The 18,608-nt window shown below is 64.7% G+C and carries 19 protein-coding genes and 1 tRNA gene; 16 read left to right on the plus strand and 4 right to left on the minus strand.

The window, feature by feature from the left end; translation table 11 throughout:
* The first annotated feature begins 122 nt into the window (after nucleotides 1–122).
* The 5 genes from CV102_RS13700 (at nucleotide 123) to citZ (ending at nucleotide 6,911) form a co-directional block, all read left to right on the plus strand.
* Entirely contained in the window at nucleotides 123–473 is a 351-nt protein-coding gene (locus CV102_RS13700; protein ID WP_148858572.1) for a cell division protein SepF, read from the plus strand.
* 524 nt (nucleotides 474–997) lie between these two features.
* Nucleotides 998–3,388 (plus strand): rhodanese-like domain-containing protein, encoded by a 2,391-nt coding sequence (locus CV102_RS13705; protein WP_148858573.1) that lies wholly within the window; start codon nucleotides 998–1,000, stop codon nucleotides 3,386–3,388.
* A complete protein-coding gene (locus tag CV102_RS13710; protein WP_148858574.1) occupies nucleotides 3,389–4,627 on the plus strand; it encodes a Coenzyme F420 hydrogenase/dehydrogenase, beta subunit C-terminal domain in 1,239 nt (412 codons plus the stop codon).
* 276 nt (nucleotides 4,628–4,903) lie between these two features.
* The gene (locus CV102_RS13715; RefSeq protein ID WP_148858575.1) at nucleotides 4,904–5,548 is read left to right on the plus strand and encodes a helix-turn-helix domain-containing protein; all 645 of its coding nucleotides are present in this window, start codon (nucleotides 4,904–4,906) and stop codon (nucleotides 5,546–5,548) included.
* Between the two features lie 214 nt (nucleotides 5,549–5,762).
* Entirely contained in the window at nucleotides 5,763–6,911 is a 1,149-nt protein-coding gene (gene citZ / locus CV102_RS13720) for a citrate synthase (protein ID WP_148858576.1), read from the plus strand.
* A gap of 95 nt (nucleotides 6,912–7,006) precedes the next feature.
* Here the strand turns inward: citZ and CV102_RS13725 are convergent, their stop codons facing one another.
* Nucleotides 7,007–7,360, minus strand: coding sequence for a hypothetical protein (locus CV102_RS13725; RefSeq protein ID WP_148858577.1), 354 nt, complete (start codon nucleotides 7,358–7,360; stop codon nucleotides 7,007–7,009).
* On the minus strand, nucleotides 7,353–8,441 hold the full coding sequence (locus CV102_RS13730; protein ID WP_148858578.1) for a DUF7490 domain-containing protein: 1,089 nt from the start codon (nucleotides 8,439–8,441) through the stop codon (nucleotides 7,353–7,355). Before CV102_RS13730 ends, CV102_RS13725 begins: the two co-directional genes overlap by 8 nt.
* Before the next feature lie 84 nt (nucleotides 8,442–8,525).
* Here CV102_RS13730 and CV102_RS13735 point away from each other — a divergent pair, with 84 nt between their 5' ends.
* The 5 genes from CV102_RS13735 to CV102_RS13755 all read left to right on the plus strand — a co-directional run bounded on the left by CV102_RS13735 (nucleotide 8,526) and on the right by CV102_RS13755 (nucleotide 11,258).
* A complete protein-coding gene (locus tag CV102_RS13735; protein WP_148858579.1) occupies nucleotides 8,526–8,948 on the plus strand; it encodes a gamma-glutamylcyclotransferase family protein in 423 nt (140 codons plus the stop codon).
* Between the two features lie 258 nt (nucleotides 8,949–9,206).
* Nucleotides 9,207–10,418 (plus strand): threonine ammonia-lyase, encoded by a 1,212-nt coding sequence (gene ilvA, locus CV102_RS13740; protein ID WP_148858580.1) that lies wholly within the window; start codon nucleotides 9,207–9,209, stop codon nucleotides 10,416–10,418.
* A gap of 74 nt (nucleotides 10,419–10,492) precedes the next feature.
* Nucleotides 10,493–10,873 carry a Rid family detoxifying hydrolase gene (locus CV102_RS13745; RefSeq protein WP_148858581.1) on the plus strand — a complete coding sequence of 127 codons (381 nt, stop codon included), beginning with the start codon at nucleotides 10,493–10,495 and terminating at the stop codon, nucleotides 10,871–10,873.
* Between the two features lie 8 nt (nucleotides 10,874–10,881).
* Entirely contained in the window at nucleotides 10,882–11,130 is a 249-nt protein-coding gene (locus CV102_RS13750; RefSeq protein WP_148858582.1) for a hypothetical protein, read from the plus strand.
* 47 nt (nucleotides 11,131–11,177) lie between these two features.
* Nucleotides 11,178–11,258, plus strand: a tRNA-Ser gene (locus tag CV102_RS13755).
* Between the two features lie 200 nt (nucleotides 11,259–11,458).
* Here CV102_RS13755 and CV102_RS27015 read toward each other — a convergent pair.
* Nucleotides 11,459–11,584 (minus strand): hypothetical protein, encoded by a 126-nt coding sequence (locus CV102_RS27015; protein ID WP_256493303.1) that lies wholly within the window; start codon nucleotides 11,582–11,584, stop codon nucleotides 11,459–11,461.
* 261 nt (nucleotides 11,585–11,845) lie between these two features.
* Here CV102_RS27015 and CV102_RS13760 point away from each other — a divergent pair, with 261 nt between their 5' ends.
* From CV102_RS13760 to CV102_RS13775, 5 genes are all read left to right on the plus strand, one after another.
* Entirely contained in the window at nucleotides 11,846–12,547 is a 702-nt protein-coding gene (locus CV102_RS13760) for an SOS response-associated peptidase (RefSeq protein WP_148858595.1), read from the plus strand.
* Between the two features lie 201 nt (nucleotides 12,548–12,748).
* Nucleotides 12,749–14,413 (plus strand): thermosome subunit beta, encoded by a 1,665-nt coding sequence (gene thsB / locus CV102_RS13765; protein WP_148858583.1) that lies wholly within the window; start codon nucleotides 12,749–12,751, stop codon nucleotides 14,411–14,413.
* Nucleotides 14,414–14,680: 267 nt separating this feature from the next.
* On the plus strand, nucleotides 14,681–15,172 hold the full coding sequence (locus CV102_RS13770; RefSeq protein ID WP_148858584.1) for a methyltransferase family protein: 492 nt from the start codon (nucleotides 14,681–14,683) through the stop codon (nucleotides 15,170–15,172).
* A gap of 51 nt (nucleotides 15,173–15,223) precedes the next feature.
* Nucleotides 15,224–15,364, plus strand: a complete 141-nt coding sequence (locus tag CV102_RS26005) for a hypothetical protein (protein WP_187432968.1) — start codon at nucleotides 15,224–15,226, stop codon at nucleotides 15,362–15,364.
* Between the two features lie 90 nt (nucleotides 15,365–15,454).
* Nucleotides 15,455–17,383: an ABC transporter ATP-binding protein gene (locus tag CV102_RS13775; protein WP_148858585.1), complete on the plus strand. Its 1,929-nt coding sequence runs from the start codon at nucleotides 15,455–15,457 to the stop codon at nucleotides 17,381–17,383.
* 35 nt (nucleotides 17,384–17,418) lie between these two features.
* Here CV102_RS13775 and lrp read toward each other — a convergent pair whose 3' ends face one another.
* A complete protein-coding gene (gene lrp, locus CV102_RS13780) occupies nucleotides 17,419–17,880 on the minus strand; it encodes an HTH-type transcriptional regulator Lrp (protein WP_148858586.1) in 462 nt (153 codons plus the stop codon).
* Nucleotides 17,881–18,006: 126 nt separating this feature from the next.
* Here lrp and CV102_RS13785 point away from each other — a divergent pair.
* Nucleotides 18,007–18,608 (plus strand): glutamine synthetase beta-grasp domain-containing protein (locus CV102_RS13785; RefSeq protein WP_148858587.1); only part of this gene is annotated, 602 nt, incomplete at its 3' end.

The following is an 18,608-nucleotide window of genomic DNA, read 5'->3' on the forward strand; positions in this document are numbered from 1 at the left end:
GAAGTGTCAAACCAGGAGAAAGGATACCGTTCGAGTTTCGTTCAACCCCTGTCGACCGGTATCAAATCCGAATAATCCGTCTGACGTAAGAACTATACTGGCGGCCACGGAGGATAACGCCAATGGGATTTATGGATAAGATCGTCGGCGGCGGGCAGTCCAGCTCCGTCGACGACTACGTCGAACTGGATCTCGACGACGTATCGACGGAGTCGGCCGAGGCGGCAATGCACGTACATATCGCCGAAATCAGCGGCCAGGCCGATGCCGTCGACATCAAGGACGCCGTCTACGATGGCGACATCGTAATCGCGGATATTACTCGGCTGCGCACCAACGACAACACCGTCGAACACATCGTCGACGAACTTCGTCAGGTCGCCCACGAGGTCGACGGCGACATCGTTCGGAAGGGCGACGATCAGATCATCGTTACCCCGACGGCGATCCGGATCAGCCGCGAAAAGCTCTGATAGCGGCTCGAAAGCGCTTTTCACTGTATTTTCGAACCGGCAGCGTCGAGTCACTGCGCCCGCCTCGGCCGTTTCCAGCCGGTAGGCCCGACAAGTGCGCGGATCGGACCGCGCTATCGCACCGACGCGATTCGGCTGCCTCGAGCGGTCGAGAACACGAGGCGCACCGACCGGTGAACGTCGCTACCAGCGAGCACATCTCAACTGGGCGGAACGAACCCCCGGCCAACGTTGCCGGATCCGATGACGAACCCCTTTGCCGGTGGATCGGCCGATTCCGTGGTCGTACGGGTCGATCCCGCCTCGGCCGATCGATAAACACCGGCCGTATGAAGGGTAACGTCGCTGTCACTACTGCTGCGCTCGCCCTGCCGTCGTCCCGGAGCCGCGGTGTGACTTACCCGAACGCGTAGCTGAAAGGCGTAGCCGGGGCAATCGCCGTCTACGGCAATGAGTACGCGATTACCTTACCGACGGCAGATCGGGTGGCGATCGGCCCCACGAACGAGGAGGCGCGGTCGACCGTGACTGAGACACCGACGGTCGTTTCGCCGGCCTGGCTCGAGACCCATTGCGAGACGGTCACGGTCGTCGACGTCCGCGACCGGCGCGAGTACGAGGACCTGGGTCACGTCCCGGACGCAGTCAACGTGCCCGCGGATCGATTCCGGGATCCGAGCAGCGTCGCGGCGGGGAAACTGCCCGACCCGGACGCGTTCGCCGACCTGCTGGGTGAACGCGGGATCGATTCGGGGGACTCGCTCGTCGCCGTCGGCGACGAGAACGGGGTCCTCGCGGCCCGGTTCCTGCTCACGGCGAGCGTCTACGGCCACGAAGGGGAGCTCTACCTCCTCGACGGCGGCCTCGAGGCCTGGCGCGAAGAGCACGAACTCACGACCCAGGCACCCGCCCTCGAGCCGACGAGCTACGAGGCGGAACTGCGAGACGACGCGCCGATCGTCGACCGCCAGGCGGTCGAGGCAGCCGCCGAGGGCGACGCCGTGGTCGTCGACACCCGAACGCCAGCCGAGTACGACCAGTCGCACATCCCGGGCGCGGTCCAGCTCGGCTGGGAAGCCCTTCTCGACGATGCCGGCCGGCTGAAGCCCGACGACGAACTGGAGGACCTGCTCACCGAGCGGGGGATCAGTCGGGACGAGCGGATCGTCCTCTACTGTAACACGGCGCGTCGGCTCAGCCACACCTACGTCGTGCTTCGCTCCCTCGGCTACGGGGACGTCAGGTTCTACGAGGGGAGCCTCACCGACTGGCTTCGGGCGAACTCGCCCGACTGGGATCCGATCCAGCTCTACGAGAACGTCCGAGAGGTCGCCTCGAATGGGTTCGAGGCACTCCCCCGCGAACTCGGCGAGGACGTGTTCGGCCGGCTGCACCTGATCGGGCTCTACACTCAGAGACAGGAGGGGTACTTTATGCTGCGGACGAAAGTTCCCGGCGGCATCCTGACGGCCGAACAGGCTCGAGCGTTCGGAGAGATCGCCGAGGAGTTCGCCACCGCTCCCGAGGAACACGGCGGGAGCGAACAGAATCCGGTTCACGGCGACGGCTTCCTCGACGTGACGACCCGGCAGGGACTCCAGTTACACTGGATTCGGATCGAGGACATGCCCGAGATCTGGGACCGCTACGACGAGGTCGGACTCACGACGATTCAGGCGAGCGGGAATACGCTCCGGAACGTCGTCGCCTGTCCGGCCGCGGGCCTCGGCGACGAGACGATCGACGTTCGCCCCATCGCCGAACGGGTCGCCGACAGGTTCGAGGGGGACCGCGAACTCGCTAACCTCCCGCGGAAGCTCAAGGTCAGCGTCGCAGGCTGTCACGAGAACTGCGGCCGCGCGGAGATCCAGGACCTCGGCTTCACGCCCGCGATCAAGGGCGGCCGCGACGGCTTCGCCGTCAAAGTCGGCGGCGGCCTCTCCGACGGACCGCGCGCGGCGACGGACCTCGGAATATTCGTCGAACCCAACCAGGTGGCCGACCTCTCGGAGGCGGCCGCGAAGCTGTTCATCGATCACGGCAGCTACCTCGATACGGCCGTCAACCGGCTACGGTTTATCGTCGCCGAGTACGGCGTTGATGCGTTCCGCGACGAACTCGAGCGCTACGCGCCCTTCGCGTTCGAGCCGTACGACGAGGCGTTCACGACCGACTACCGCGGCGATCACGTCGGCGTCCACGAGCAGGACGACGGGACCTCCTACGTCGGCGTGAACATCCCGACGGGTCGCATCGGCGGCGACGAGTTCGCCGAACTCGCGGCCCTCGCCGAGGAGTACGGTTCCGGCCAACTCCGGCTCACGCCGAACCAGAACGTGGTCCTCACGGGCGTTCCCGACGCCTCGCTCGAGGCGCTGCAGGACGAGCCGTTGCTCTCGACGTACTCACCCGACCCAGGGCCGTTCTCGCGCGGGATCGTCACCTGCACCGGTCGGGAGTTCTGCAAGTACGGCGTCGTCGAGACCAAGGGTCGCGGCTACCGGTGGGCGAAAGGGCTCGACGAGTGGGCCGAGGAGACCGGCCTCGCGGACGCACTCGAGACCGTTCGCGTCCACATGTCGGGCTGTTCGGCCTCCTGTGCTCAGCCACAGATCGCGGACGTCGGCCTGCGCGGCGAGGTCTACCGCGACGACTACGAGAGCACGCGCGCCGCGGACGTCGGCCTCGGTGGCGACCTCGAGAACGACGCGTTCGTCGACTGGCTCGTCGGCTCCGTGCCGATCGACGGGATCCCGTCGGTCATCGAGCGGACGGTTCGAGCCTACGAGATCGACCGCGAGGACGGAGAGTCCTTCGCCGACTGGACCCGCCGCATGCCGGATACCGAACTGCGGCGGCTCGTAGCGGAGGGCCCGGAGCCGAACCGGCCCGTCGTCGGGACGGAGGTGAGCTAGATGTCGAAATCGAATCAGCCACGAATCCCGGAGACGAAAGGCGTCGGCGGCGACCCGCGCGAACGGCTCGAGGACGTCGCGGATCCGCCGGGGAAGATCTGGTTCCGCGACCTCGACGAGGCCGTCATCGAGGCCGATCGCTGTATCCAGTGTGCCTCCTGTGTCGCGGCCTGTCCCTCCGACTCGATCGGGATCGACGAGGCGGAGGGGCGGCCGACGCTGGTCCGGATGTGCACCGGCTGCTCGCGCTGCTGGGACTTCTGTCCCCGCAGCGGACTGCGCTACGAGCGCGTCCTCGAGTTCGCCGCCGAGGAACGGGCCCTCGAGGAGCCCGCGATCTACGCCGCCAAGGCGTCCGACGACGCCGCGGCCGCCGGTCAGGACGGCGGCGTCGTGACGGCGCTGCTGGCCGAGCTGGTCGAGGCAGGCGAACTCGACGGCGCCGTCGTCGCCAGAGAGCGCGACGACGACCCGCTCCGCGGGGAAGCGTTCCTGGCGACCTCTCGGACGGAGCTGCTCGAGGCGGGCGGCAGCATCTACAACCAGACGATGGGGCTCGGCCAGGTCGACGACCTGCTCGCCGACGCCGACCTCGAGACGGACGACCCCGACCTCGCGCTCGTCGGGACGCCCTGTACGATCCAGGGGGTTACCGCGCTCGACCGGTACGACAACCCGGCCGCCGACCCGATCGCGCTCACGGTGGCGCTGATGTGTACCCGGAGCTTCGAGCACGGCCGGCTAGTGTCCCGGCTCGCGGAGTTCGACGTCGATCCCGAGGCGGTCGACGGACTCGACGTTTCGGGCGGGACGCTCTACGCCTACGATGCCGACGGGGGCGAACTGCTCGCCGAAGACGTCGACGCCTTCGGTGCTGCGGGGCTACGCGGCTGTGACGAGTGTACGGACTTCGTCGGCGGTGCGGCCGACGTCAGCGCCGGCAGCGTCGGCACTGCGGACGGCGAGACGACGATCGTCGTCCGCACCGAGACCGGGGCCAGGGCCTGGGACGCGGCCGCCGCCGCGCTCGAAGCGACGGCGGTCGAGCGACCGGAAACGCTCGAGAAACTGTCGGCGTGGAACCGCCGCCGTGCCGAGTCGATCCTCCCGCGGGAGTTCGATCCCGAGGGCGAAGTCGGGATCACGTACGAACAGCACCTGGAGGCGTACGACGGGACCGATCGAGAACCGGAGCCGCTGAACCCGGCCCGGGTCCATCAGTACGAAGAGTGGTGTTGATACTGTCGGACAGAAGTCAGTGAGACGCCGGTCGCGAAATTCCGGTCGTCACTGGTGGAGACGACCGAGTTCGAGGGACCGATCTTCGAATAGTTCTGTCCGACAGTATGAGGAGGCGGCACCGATCCCGCCTGTTCCGCCGTATCCGCTACTGGATCGTCACCGGGATCGAATAGCTCGCCCCCGCGCTTAGCGCCTGTGGTGAAGGGGGGAGTTATTTCCACCGCGTGGGAATTGCAATGTCGGGTTATTACGGTTGGGATGGTATCCCCTATTATGACGGGCTTTCGAGCAACGGTCGTCGTCAGCGACCCCTCCCGATGTCCCGTCGCCGACGTCTCCGGGGGTGCCGACGAATCGATCACGTCAGTGACCTGGTCGCGGGCGGGAGCCGACGGAACGGTCGTCGAGGAGTTCAGCGTCGGTCCGGACGCCGATGCCGCCGAAGCGACGGAGGTCGAACTGACACCGGTTCAGTCGAACGATCGGGAAGACGTGTACCGATTCGAACGCGAGGAGTCCGCCGACTGCGCCTGCGAACTCGTCGAGAAGACCGGAACGCCGGTTTCGTCAGTGCGGGCTCAGGATGGCGCCCTGTTCCTGTCGTTCAATACGCTCGAACTCGAGGAGATCGCCGAGATCGTCGACGAACTCCGCAACGCGTTCGACGGCGTCGTCGTCGAAGAACTCACGCAGGACCACGAGGAGTCGTCGGCGGATCCGGTCATCGTCGATCGAGACCACCTCACCGCTCGACAGCGGGAGATCCTCGAAACGGCCCACGAGATGGGGTATTTCGACTACCCGAAGGGAGCGAACGCGACGGACGTCGCCGACGAACTCGGGGTGGCACGCTCGACGTTTACCGAGCACCTGGCAGCCGCCCAGACGAAACTGATGAACGCGATCCTCGAGCACTGAGCCGGGCGGTCGTGTGAGCCGGACGGTCGTGTAAGCCGGACGATTGTGCAAGCCGGGTGGTCGTGTGACGGTCCGTGGTTCACGCGTGTCGACTCATCCATCCGACGACCCCACAGCCGGTCATTCAGGGAGCCGAATTCAGCACTTCGGCCGCGTTCGGTCGGCACAGCCTGCAAACGATAATACTTTTCCATTACCCTGTGAAACTCCGACTATGGCTGACGATCTCAATAAAGGGCTGGAAGGAGTTCTGGTTGCGGAGTCGGAACTCAGCTCGATCGACGGTGATGCCGGGCGACTGATCTACCGGGGATACCCGATCGAAGATCTCGCTCGTGGTGCGAGCTACGAAGAGGTCGTCTATCTCCTCTGGCACGGCCACCTCCCGGACGAAGACGAACTCGCCACCTTCACGGAGTCGCTCAACGAGGAACGAACGGTCGACGAGGACGTGCTCGAGACGGTGAAACAACTCGCTGACGCCGGCGAACAGCCGATGGCCGCGCTGCGGACCGCGACCTCGATGCTGTCGGCGTACGAGCCCGAAGGCGACGCCGATCCGGACGACTTCGACGCCACGCTTCGGAAGGGGCGACGGATCACCGCCAAAATCCCGACCGTCCTCGCGGCGTTCGAACGCTACCGGCTCGGGGAGGAGCCCGTCGACCCCCACCCCGACCTCGGACTGGCGGCGAACTTCCTCTACATGCTGACCGGCGAGGAGCCCGACGACCTCGCCGCCGAGACGTTCGACCAGGCGCTCATCCTCCACGCCGACCACGGGCTGAACGCCTCGACGTTCACCTCGATGGTGATCGGCTCGACGATGGCAGACATCTACAGCGCCGTCACCGGCGGCATCAGCGCCCTCTCCGGTCCGCTCCACGGCGGTGCGAACCAGGACGTCATGGAAGTGCTGATGGAGATCGACGAGAGCGATCTCGACCACCGTGAGTGGGTCGAGCAGGCGAACGAAGAGGGACGACGCATCCCCGGCTTCGGCCACCGCGTCTACAACGTCAAGGACCCCCGCGCGAAGATCCTCGAGGAACGCAGCGAGGAACTCGCCGCGGACGGCGAGGACAAGTGGTACAACTACACCACCACTATCGAGCAGTATCTCTCCGAGGAGCAGGGCCTCGCCGAGAAGGGGATCGCCCCGAACGTCGATTTCTACTCCGGTTCGGTCTACTATCAGCTCGGAATCCCGATCGACATGTACACGCCTATCTTCGCGATGAGTCGTGCCAGCGGCTGGATCGCACACGTCGTCGAGTACCAGGACGACAACCGGCTCATCCGTCCACTCTCGCGGTACACCGGACCCGAGGACCAGGAGTTCGTCTCGCTCGAGGAGCGGTAATCGGCGACCGGTCGCGAGAGCGAATCGGCTTCGTTTTCGAACGATATCGAGGCCGTCGACGGAAGACCCACAGAACGGTACGCTATTTTCGACTCTCAGACCCGGTGCAGTTCCCGGACCAGCAGCGAGATGCCGATCAGCGAGCCGAGCAGTACGAGGAGATTGAACGCCGCGTGCATCAGCGGCTGGTGCCGGGGCTCGACCCAGAGGTCGATGACGTCGGTCGTGCTGGCGTAGAACTGGACGAGCGCGAAGAGAGCGAGCACCGAGCAGAGGCCGAGCGCGGCCCAGCCGAGGTACCGCCAGATCTCGGCGGCCGACGGATCTCCGACGACGGCCGATCCCGAGTTCGATCGATCGCCGGTACGCTCGGTGTTCGTGTCGGCGCTCTGGTTCGTCGGCTGTTCGGTCTCCGCGTCGATCTCCGTCTGTGATGTCGTTTCAGTCATGCGTCTGCCTCCGTATCAGTGCGATCGTGGCGAGTAGTGCAACCGCGCCGGCGGCGAGACCGAGGCCCGGCGTGGCGTCTTCGGTGTCCTGTTCGGCAGCATCCGCGTCGTCCGTTGTGTCTATTGCCCCGTCATCGGCCGCGCTGTCGCCCGCCGTTTCCTCCGTCTCGAAGCCGTCCTCGCTCTCGTCGAAGTCGCTCGTGTCGAGTCCGTTCCCATCAGTCGACTCGTTGGTCGCGTCCGGCCGAAGGTCGGCGCCCGCCCGATCCGTGGCGACGATCGTTCCGTCGAGCCAGAGGATCGCGTCGAGGTAGTACTCGTACTCCTGGGCGACCTCGAGATCGGCGGTCGGCGTCACCGTCTCGCCGGGTTCGACGGCGTCCAGTTCGACGGTCGCGGAGTCCGCGACGATATTCGAGTCTGCCTGCCGGGCCTTCACTTCGAGTTCGAGGTCGCCGGTCGTCTCGTCGCCCGTGTTGGTGAGGAAACTGGAGACCTCGAGTGCGACCTCGTCGTCCGTCGTTGACTCGACGGAGTACTCGATCGCGGGGACGTCGGCCAGCGCGCCGCCATAGTCGCCACCGAAGCGGTGGAACTCGAGACTGGTGTCGGCGTAGGAGGGCGTCAGCGTGTCGACACCCGAGATCGTGTGGGTCGTCGACTCGGTTCGGACGCCGTCGACGTAGACGAACGTCTCGAGTTCGTGCGTCCCGTCCCGCGGAACGTCCACGGATTCCGAGACGACGACCTCGGACTCGTCGTCGAGCGTCCCAATGTCGGCTTCGACGGTATGCTCGACGAGGTTGGTGTTCGTGTTCGTTGCTCGGTGGACGACGGTCACGTTCTCGACGGCGTCACCGTGGTGCTCGAGGTGCGTATCGACCTCGAGGGAGGCCGCCTCGCCGCCGACGTCGCCGGCAGCGATCGTCACCTCCAGCAGCGACGCGTCGCCGGAACGATCGACCGAGGCGTCCGTCTCGGTGTCGCCCGGATCGGAGACTGCACCGGAGAGGGCAAGGGTCGTGAGCGAGGCGACTACGATCACGACCGCGGCAATCGCCAGGACCGATTCGCGTCTCATGTTGGTCACGTTTCAGTAATTCTATAAGTGCTTTGTGTAACTCGAAAAGCAATATGCAAGCGCCTGGACGATGAACGACCGTGCGTGTACGTCTTCGTCTACGGAACGCTGACCGATCCGGATCGGGTCGAAACCGTCCTCGCGAGCGTCCCTGGCGCACGGTACGAACTCGAGTCGGGCGCGATCCTCGAGGGACTGCGTCGGGTCGAGGGCGAGTATCCGACGCTGGCTCCGGGCGACCGCGTCGAAGGACGCCTGCTCGCGGTCGACGAGCGCGGACTCGAGGCTCTCGATCGGTACGAGGGCGTCGATCGGGGACTGTACGAACGGATCGCGGTTCCGATCGCCGACGAGCGGGGCGGCGACGGCGACGTCTGGATCTACGTCGGTGATCCCGACCGACTCGGGGTCACGGAACGCGTCGACTGGCCCGACGGAGAGTCGCTGGCGGAACGCGTTCGAACCTACGTTTCGCGCCAGGACGTCGTGGCACGCCGTGACGAATGACGACCGTCTGTCTCACGTCTGACGCCGGGATTTTCCCGCCGCCCTCTTGCGGTTTCACTTTCGCTCCGGGTACATGGGTTTTATGTTCCCTGCGTACGCGACTACAGTCGCACGTCACACGCCGTGCAATACCCTGTATTCCCTGTCGTGTTGCCGTTCCGGCAGCACCGACCTATCGGGCGTGCAATGGTGGGGGCCCGTTTCCGGACCCCATTCCCGATAGTAAATCCTTACAGTAGGTAGCGAGTAGTCAACGGTATGCTTCACCTCTCGGATATTCTCGAGGCTCGCGACCGCGTTCGCGAGACGTCGCGACACACGCCGCTCGAGTACTCCCACACCTACTCGTCGATGACCGGTGCCGACGTCTACCTGAAACTGGAGAACGTTCAGCGAACGGGATCATTCAAGATCCGCGGTGCGACGAACCGGATCGCGACGCTCTCGGACGAGGAGAAGGAAGCCGGCGTCGTCACGGCGAGCGCGGGCAACCACGCTCAGGGCGTCGCGCTCGCGGCGACCCGTTCGGGCGTCGACTCGACGATCGTCATGCCCGAACACGCGCCGATCTCGAAGGTGAAGGCGACCAGAAACTACGGCGCGGAGGTCGTCCTCGAGGGAACCGACTACAGCCAGGCCGCCGAGCGCGCCCACGAGATCGAGCGCGAGGAGAACCGGACCTACCTCCACGCGTTCGACGACCCGGACGTGATGGCCGGCCAGGGGACGATCGGCCTCGAGATCCTCGAGGACGAACCCGACATCGACACCGTCGTCGTCCCGATCGGCGGCGGTGGACTCATCAGCGGGGTTGCGACGGCGATCAAGGAACGCAATCCGGATGCGCGCGTGATCGGCGTCCAGGCGGACGGGGCCTCGAGCGCCGCGCCGTCACTCAATAAAGGCGAGCGGGTTTCGATCGACGGCGTCGACACCATCGCCGACGGGATCGCGACCCGCAGCCTCGGCGAACGGCCGTTCAGGACGATCCAGGAGCACGTCGACGACATCGTGACCGTCTCGGATCCGGAGATCGCCGTCGCGATCACCTACCTGCTCGAGCGCTCGAAGACCGTCGTCGAGGGCGCGGGCGCCGTCTCGCTCGCCGCCCTCCTGTTCGAGACGTTCGACTACGACGAGGACGAGACGATCGTCCCCATCCTCAGCGGCGGCAACGTCGACCTCAACACGCTCACCAACATCATCGTCCGCGGTCTCGTCGAGACCGGCCGCTATCTCAAGATCAGAACGGTGCTGAAAGATCAGCCGGGTTCCCTCGAGTCGCTGCTCGCGATTCTCACGGCCTACCAGGCGAATATCTATGCGATCCACCACGACCGCACCTCGCGGGACGTCGAGATGAACGACACCGAGGTCGAGATCGAACTCGAGATGCGCGGCCAGGAACACGTCGACGACTTCCTCGCGGCGCTTCGGGACGACGGGTACGACGTCGACGTCCTCGCGTAGGAACCGTCGAGTCGCTCGGCGACGGTCAGTTCGACAACAGTACCGTTAAGTTGTGCTGTGCGGACAGTTCGAGCATGAAACGGATCATCAGCACGGACGAGGCACCCGCGGCCGTCGGCGCCTACAGTCAGGCGGCGACCGACGACTCGCTGCTGTTTACCGCCGGTCAGATTCCGCTCACCACCGACGACGAACTGCTCGACGACGAACCGATCGAACGCCAGACCGAACAGGCCCTCGACAACCTCGTCGCCGTGCTCGAGGAAGGGGGCGCGGACGTCGGGGACATCCTCAAGGTAACCATCTTCCTCGACGATATCGGGGACTTCGACGCGATGAACGAGACCTACGCCGGCTACTTCGACGACGAGCCGCCGGCTCGGAGCGCCGTCGAGGTCGCCGCCCTCCCCAAGGGCGTCGGCGTCGAGGTCGAAGCCATCGCCTCGCTCGAGTGACGACACGGATGACCGGGGGCGGCACCGAGGCGGAGTCCACGCTCTCGCCACGAGTGAAGTCGGCCCTGCTGTGGGGCGCCGTGGGCGTCCTCTCGTTTCTGGTGCTCGTCCAGGGATACGCCCTGCTCGTCGAACCGCTCGTGACGATCACGCAAGGCGTGGTGATCGCGCTTCTCGTCGGTGTCGGTGCCGCTGGCGGGGCCTACCTGCTCGAGCATCGAGTCGCCGCGTGGTCGGCGCAACGGGCGTCGGAGTGACCGCGTCTCGTAACAGTTAAACGACGGACGTGGTTAGGATAAGCTGAGCCAGGATGGCCGAACGGTAAGGCGCACGCCTGGAAAGCGTGTTCCCTTTGGGATTCTGGGTTCAAATCCCAGTCCTGGCGTATTTTGCCACGAGCAAACTCGCGAGTGGCAAATACCCGACGAGTGGGATTTGAAGCCCTGGAAGTCGCAGCCCCGGAACGGCCGAACGGAGTGAGGCCGCATGCCCGGAACGTCTTCCTATGGGTTCAAATCCCAGTCCTGGCGTCTCTTCGATCTCAACCCACCGAGCGGCGCGAGTCGCTCGAGCAGCCCCCGCCACCTACTGTTCGATCTCGACCGGCCGGTCACAGGCGATCCAGCGATCGGGGTCCTCGCACTCGCGAACTTCGAAGAAGCCGTCTTCGCTGAACGACGCTTCGTAGGTCGGATCCTGATTCGAACTCATAGGCGAGGCGAGTACGGCACCCCCAATCAGTACGAGCGACTTACTGGCGCCAACTGGCGGTAAACCGGCGCCTACGCCTCCGTTTCGTCCCGTGAAATGGGTAGGACTCGCTCGAGCGGCGGATCGCCGCTCGGGCGGTCTACGGTCGGGAGCGTACCGGATCGAGCCATCACTAACAGCCGGTTGCCTGGAAAGATATTGTCTACCACATCAACTCCTGGAAACGAGACTGCCTTTGGTATGGACGGCGTACTGCGACGCATGTGCGGCCGCTACACACTCTTCGTCGAGCAGGACGACCTCGAGGAGCGCTTCGACGCCCGGTTTCGTGACTCGTTCTCGCCGCGGTACAACGCCGCGCCGGGACAGCAGTTGCCGGTGATCACGAACGACGAACCCGAAACCGTACGGCGGCTGAAGTGGGGGTTGGTACCGTCGTGGGCCGACGACGATAGCGGCGGGCTGATCAACGCGCGTGCGGAGTCCGTCGACGAGAAACCGAGTTTCCGGGCGGCATACGAGCGACGCAGATGTCTGGTCCCGGCGGACGGCTTCTACGAGTGGGTCGAGACCGGCGACGAAGGCGGGAAGCAGCCCTACCGGGTCGCCTTCGAGGACGACCGGCCGTTCGCGATGGCGGGGCTGTGGGAGCGGTGGGAGCCCGAAACAACCCAGACGGGTCTCGACGCGTTCGGAGGTGGAGTCGAAGCGGACGGTGATGACGGCCCGCTCGAGACGTTTACCGTGATCACCACCGAGCCGAACGACCTGGTCGCGGAGCTACACCACCGGATGGCCGTGATCCTCGAACCCGGCCGCGAACGAGAGTGGCTGACGGGCGACGATCCCCAGGGGTGCCTCGAGCCGTATCCGGCCGACGAACTGCGAGCGTACCCGGTCTCGACGGCCGTCAACGATCCAGCCACCGATGAGCCGTCGCTGGTCGAACCGCTCGAGTCGTGATCGGCGCCACAGCATCTACTTAAATATCGCCGATGATCGCATCGACTACTCGACGAGACCCATGATATAGTGTGACATAATATTGCGCTCACCAGCGCGCACTACTGCGGTTTCAGCTACACGATCTCGCTAACCGGGGTCACCACAGACACTCAATAACGGCATATTTATATAGAAGGGCAATCAATGATTCGAGCGACTATGAGCCAGCGAATGCAGCAGGGTCAGCCGATGATCGTGATGAGCGAAGATTCCCAGCGCGTCAAGGACCAGGACGCGCAGGATTACAACATTCGCGCCGCTCGAGCGGTCGCTGAGGCCGTTCGCTCGACACTCGGCCCGAAGGGAATGGACAAGATGCTCGTCGACTCGATGGGATCGGTAACGATCACCAACGACGGCGTCACCATCCTTCAGGAGATGGACATCGACAACCCGACGGCCGAGATGATCATCGAGGTCGCCGAGACCCAGGAGGACGAGGCTGGCGACGGCACCACGACGGCCGTCGCGATCGCCGGCGAACTCCTCAAGAACGCCGAGGACCTCCTCGAGCAGGACATCCACCCGACGGCGATCATCAAGGGCTTCCACCTCGCCAGCGAGCAGGCCCGCGAGGAGATCGACGACATCGCCACCGACGTCGACACCGAGGACGAGGACCTCCTGCGTTCGGTCGCCGAAACCTCGATGACGGGCAAGGGCACCGAGGTCAACAAGGAGCACCTCGCCCAGCTCATCGTCGACGCCATCAGCCAGGTTACCGTCGAGAGCGAGGAGGGCGACAACGTCGTCGACCTCGAGTTCCTCAACATCGAAACCCAGACCGGCCGCAGCGCCGGCGAATCCGACCTCCTCGAGGGCGGCATCATCGACAAGGACCCCGTCCACGACAACATGCCCACCGAGGCGGAAGACGCCGACATCCTGCTGCTGAACTCCCCGATCGAGGTCGAGGAGGCCGACGTCGACACCGAGGTCTCCGTCACGGATCCCGACCAGCTCCAGAAGTTCCTCGACCGCGAGGAGAAGCAGCTCCGCCAGAAGGTCGACAAGATCGTCGACCTCGACGCCGACGTCGTCTTCTGCCAGAAGGGCATCGACGACCTCGCACAGCACTACCTCGCCAAGGAGGGCATCCTCGCCGTCCGCCGCGCAAAGAAGTCCGATCTCGAGTTCCTCAAGGAAGTCGTCGGCGCGAACATCGTCTCCGACCTCGAGAACGCGACGACCGACGACCTCGGCTACGGTGACATCACCCGTGACGAGGAGGGCGAGATGTTCTACGTCGAGGGCGACAACGCCCACGGCGTCACGCTCCTGCTTCGCGGCTCGACCGAACACGTCGTCGACGAACTCGAGCGCGGCGTCAACGACGCGCTCGACGTCGTCGCACAGACCGTCTCCGACGGCCGCGTCCTGGCCGGCGGCGGTGCGATCGAGGTCGAACTCGCCTCGCGCCTCCGTGACTACGCCGACTCCGTCTCCGGTCGCGAGCAGCTGGCCGTCGAGGCCTTCGCGGACTCGCTCGAGCTCGTTCCGCGCGTGCTCGCCGGAAACGCCGGACTCGACTCCATCGATACGCTCGTCGACCTGCGTGCGGCCCACGACGACGGCGACATTACGGCCGGTCTGAACGTCCTCTCGGGCGACGTCGAGGACACCTTCGAGGCTGGCGTCGTCGAGCCGGCTCACGCCAAGGAGCAGGCCGTGACCTCCGCATCCGAGGCCGCGAACCTCGTGCTCAAGATCGACGACATCATCTCCGCCGGCGACCTGTCGACCGACAAGGGCGGCGACGAGGAAGGCGGCGCCCCAGGCGGCATGGGCGGCGGTATGGGCGGCGGCATGGGCGGCATGATGTAAGCGAGATCCGAAGGATCTCGAATATTTGAGCGGGGAACGAAGTGACCCGCGAGAACCGCGAGGTTCGGAGCGAGCATAGCGAGCGAGAACCTCGCAAAGCGAACGGCGCATCGCGCCGTGAGCAAAGATCGGCCGACCCACTGCCACCCTCTCGAGACGCTCGTTCCGTTCGCCAACCGTTCCCGATTTTCGTATTTTTCGCGCTGACCTCGCCCGAGGCCGTAGCCGCAGCCAAAGGCTTTGCTCGAAGGCGTGGAAGCGTCCGCTATGGCCTCGCCGTTCGTCCTGCTGAAGACGGCCGTCTTCTCGGTACTCGTTCCAGGAACTGTCGCCGGACTCGTGCCACGGTTGCTGGCCCGACGCGATCACCTTACGCTTCCGATCGAGCCTCGAGTGGCTCGAGTCGCGGGCAGTGCGTCGCTTCTCGCGGGCGTCCTGCTGTATCTCCACACCGCCTGGCGGTTCTCGGACGAGGGCGGCGGGACGCCGTCGCCGTCCGACGAACCACCGGAACTCGTGACCGGCGGCGTCTACGGCTACGTGCGAAATCCGATGTACCTCGCGGTGCTGTGCTGTATCGGCGGACAGGCGCTGCTGTACCGGTCGGCCCTCGTCTGCTGGTGGGCGGTGGGCTGCTGGCTCGGCTTCCACAACCGGGTCCTCGAGTACGAGGAACCACACCTGGTGGAGAAACACGGCGCGGAGTACGAACGGTACCGGAATCGCGTTCCGCGGTGGATTCCGCGGCGTCGTTCGTGACTCACTACCGGAAGGCCAATGAACTATCCTCGTCGACGCCGTACGATCGGTATGTCGTATCAAACAACCATCGGCTGGTCACTGTTCTCCTCCGGCATCGTTACGCTCATCCTCAAGGTTCTGCCCGGCGATTCACTCTGGTGGGGTCTGTTGCTGCTCGCGTTCGGCGCACTCGTACTGTATATCCGGTGATCGCTGCCGGCAGTGCGGGCGGTTTGCGGGTAGTGCCACGGTGACTCGAACCGTTGCACGTTTACGATTCGAAACAGTACCGACTCGTCAGTGAGTTCCCACGACGACGAGACGCCGTTCGACGCCTACCGCGAGGACGTCGACCGTCCGCTCTCGCGGCTCTTTCGAGAGTATGCGCCCGGACGGCTGGGCTGGTTCTCGGCGGGGATGGTCGCCAACTTCGTCGCACGGATGGCGAGTCTCGTTCCGCCGCTCATCCTCGGGGTCGCCATCGACGCGATCTTCCTCGACGAGGGACCGTTCGAGCTGCCGCTTGTGCCCGACGCCTGGCTGCCGACCGAGCAACTGGAGCAGTTCTGGTTCACGATCGCGGCGATCGCCGGCGCGTTCGTCACCGTCGCCGTCTTCACCTGGATCTACGGCGTCACCGCCAACCTGTTCGCCCACGGCGTGATGCACGCGGTCCGAGTCGACTGCTTCAGGAAGATGCAACGGCTCGACGCAGCCTTCTTCGACGAGAAACAGACCGGCGAGGTCATGGCCGTCCTGAACAACGACACCCAGAACCTCGAGATGTTCCTCGACAACGCGCTGATGAACTCGGCGCGACTGCTGGTGATGGTCGGCGGGATCGCCGCCGTCCTCTTCTATCTGAACTGGCAGCTGGCGTTCGTCACCCTGTTCGCGGTGCCGGCGATGGTCGTCTTTACGATCTGGTTCATGCGCATCGTCGAACCCCGGTACGTCCGCCAGCGCTCGGCCGTCGGCCGAATGAACACCCGTCTCGAGAACGCCATCGCGGGGATGGGGCTGACGAAGACCACCTCGAGCGAGTCCTACGAAGTCGGCCGCGTTCGCGACTCCTCCCGGAACCTGTTCGATCGGACGATGGACGTGTTGAAGCTGAGCTACGTCTACCGGCCGGGGATGGAACTGCTCGCGGGCCTGGCGTTCGCCGCCACCTTCCTCGTCGGAGGGCTGTGGCTCACGACGGACACCGCACCGGGTCCGCTGACCGGGACGCTCTCGGTCGGCGACTTCGTCGTCTTCCTCTTTCTGACCCAGCGGATCGTCGACCCGCTCGCCGAGGTATCGAACATCGTCGACCAGTACGAGAATGCCAAGGCCTCGAGCGAACGGGTGTTCGGACTGATGGACATCTCCGTCCACGTCGACGACCCGGACGAGCCCGCCGACATCGAACCCGTCGAGGGACGCGTCACGTACGAGCGCGTCTGCTTCAGCTACGCGGAGAACGAGCGCGTCGACGAGGGGACGGAGTCGAACGCCGGCTTCGAGGAGACCGTCCTCGAAGAGATCTCTTTCGAGGCTCAACCGGGGGACACCGTCGCGTTCGTCGGCCCGACGGGTGCGGGGAAGTCGACGCTGCTGAAACTCCTGTTGCGGCTCTACGACATCCAGGAAGGGGCGGTAAAGATCGACGGCCACGACGTTCGCGACGTGAGGCTGGCGGATCTGCGTTCGGCCGTCGGCTACGTCAGCCAGGACACGTTCCTCTTCGACGGAACGATCGCCGAAAACGTCCGATACGGACAGTTCGATGCGTCCGACGAGGCCGTTCGCGAGGCTGCAGCGACTGCTCGGGTACACGAGTTCATCAGTGAGCTTCCGGAGGGGTACGAGACCCGAGTCGGCGAACGTGGCGTCAAACTCTCCGGCGGCCAGCGCCAGCGGATCGCACTCGCGCGAGCCGTCCTGGCCGACCCCGAGGTCCTCATCCTCGACGAAGCGACGAGCGCCGTCGACACGAAGACCGAACTCCAGATCCAGCACTCGATCGACCGGCTGACCGAGGACCGCACGACGCTGGCCATCGCTCACCGGCTCTCGACGGTCAAAGACGCCGATCAGATCCTCGTTCTCGACGACGGTCGAATCGTCGAACGGGGAACCCACGAGGAACTGCTCGAGGCGGACGGGACGTACGCGCGTCTGTGGGCCGCGCAGGCGGGCGATCGCGAGACGGCGGCCGAGGCGTTGCTCGATACGAACGATTGACGGCCCAGAAGTGTCGAAAGCGAACTATCGATCCGTTACTCGTCCTCGATATCGAGTTCGAACTGCTCGTTCTCGGAGACCGCGTTGAGGACGACGCTCGTGTTGGAGGCTTTGATGTCGGGATCGGTCAGCAGCTGTTTGATCTGGTCGTTCATTCCGTCCGTGTCCTGGAACTTCCCGATGGCGATAACGTCGTAATCACCGGTGACTTCGTAGACGCTGGTCATCTGGCGGTGTTCCCGAAGCGTGTCCGTGATGTCGGGGAGGGCGTTGCCCTCGACCTGAAGCTGAATAACGGCGGTGACGTCGTACCCCACCGCATCGTAATCGACGCGCGGTGTGTAGCCTTCGATCACGCCACCCTCCTCGAGATCCGAAAGGTGATTCGAGACAGTCGTGACCGAAACGTCGAGTTCCTCAGCGAGACTCCGCAGACTCGCGCGTCCATCGCCCAGAAGTGCATTTACTAGCTTTGCATCGAGATTTTCGTAGGTCATCACATTATTCATCTCATCCCTCCCTTTAGAAGTTTACGAATATCCAATTACGTGCCGGAGAGAGAAGATTTGCTCGGAGCAGTAGGGTTTTAGTAGCGGAGATACTCGGAGAGCACGACGAGAAACATGACAAGCGGAAACATCTCCGCCGAGGGACAGGCGGTAGTAGAGGAGATCGAAGAGCAGGGTATTGATTTTCTTCGGCTACAATTCACGGACATTCTTGGAACTGTAAAAAACGTTTCTGTGCCGGCACGGCAGGCCGAGAAGGCGTTCTCCGAGGGGATCTACTTCGACGGATCGTCGATCGAGGGCTTCGTGCGCATTCAGGAGTCGGACATGCGTCTCAAACCCGACCCCGAGACGTTCGCCGTCCTCCCCTGGAGAGACCGGGAAGGCGGCGGTTCTGCTCGCCTCATCTGCGACGTGATTAACACCTCGACGGGCGAACCGTTCGAGGGCGACCCGCGCTACGTGCTGAAACAGGCTCTCGAGCGCGCCAAGGAGATGGGGTATACGGTCAACGCCGCACCCGAACCCGAGTTCTTCCTCTTCGAGGAGGACGAGGCGGGTAACGCGACGACCGAGACCAACGACCACGGCGGCTACTTCGACCTCGCACCGAAGGACCTCGCGAGTGACGTTCGCCGAGACATCATCTACGGCCTCGAGAACATGGGCTTCGAGGTCGAGGCGAGCCACCACGAGGTCGCCGAGGGCCAACACGA

It is taken from the genome of Natronococcus pandeyae (assembly GCF_008122205.1).
GTDB lineage: Archaea > Halobacteriota > Halobacteria > Halobacteriales > Natrialbaceae > Natronococcus > Natronococcus pandeyae.